Here is a 438-nt window from a genome sequence, read left to right on the forward strand (position 1 = left end):
GTCCTCCTGGCCCGTGCGAGATCTCAAAGGTCCGTCGCAGAAGGGGGATTGGATCGTGAAGGGTGACCGGGTGGAGATAGTCGTGGACGCGGGCGACACGACACGTACGTACGAGGTGGTGGCCAGCAGGGCGGGCCGCCGGGTGGAGACGGCGGTGCGCCGGGGCGTGGTGGAAGTGAGCGAAGTCACCCGGAACGGGTCGGTGGTGCGGACGGCCCGGTTCATGGCCACGCGCGTGCTCGCGCTGGTCGAGCAGCCGATGCCGCGGCAGGACTCCTCGGAGCGCGCTCTCCGGGAAGACCCCCAGTCCTGAAGCGTCCTCTCCACCCAGGGGAGTACTCCAGCGGCAGGAGGCTCATCCTCCGGGAGGCCCGGTAATCGGTACGCGGGCATGACGACCCGGGCTCGGCGCGTCCCTAATGTTGAGGTCAAGCGGCG

The 438-nt window shown here is 69.4% G+C and carries 1 protein-coding gene; it reads left to right on the forward strand.

Annotation, left to right across the window (positions count from 1 at the left end):
• Positions 1–55: 55 nt before the first annotated feature.
• Positions 56–313: a hypothetical protein gene (locus tag BFF77_RS30090; protein WP_066956291.1), complete on the forward strand. Its 258-nt coding sequence runs from the start codon at positions 56–58 to the stop codon at positions 311–313.
• Positions 314–438 lie beyond the last annotated feature (125 nt).

Origin of the sequence: Streptomyces lushanensis (assembly GCF_001700515.1) — a bacterium.
Lineage (GTDB): Bacteria > Actinomycetota > Actinomycetes > Streptomycetales > Streptomycetaceae > Streptomyces > Streptomyces lushanensis.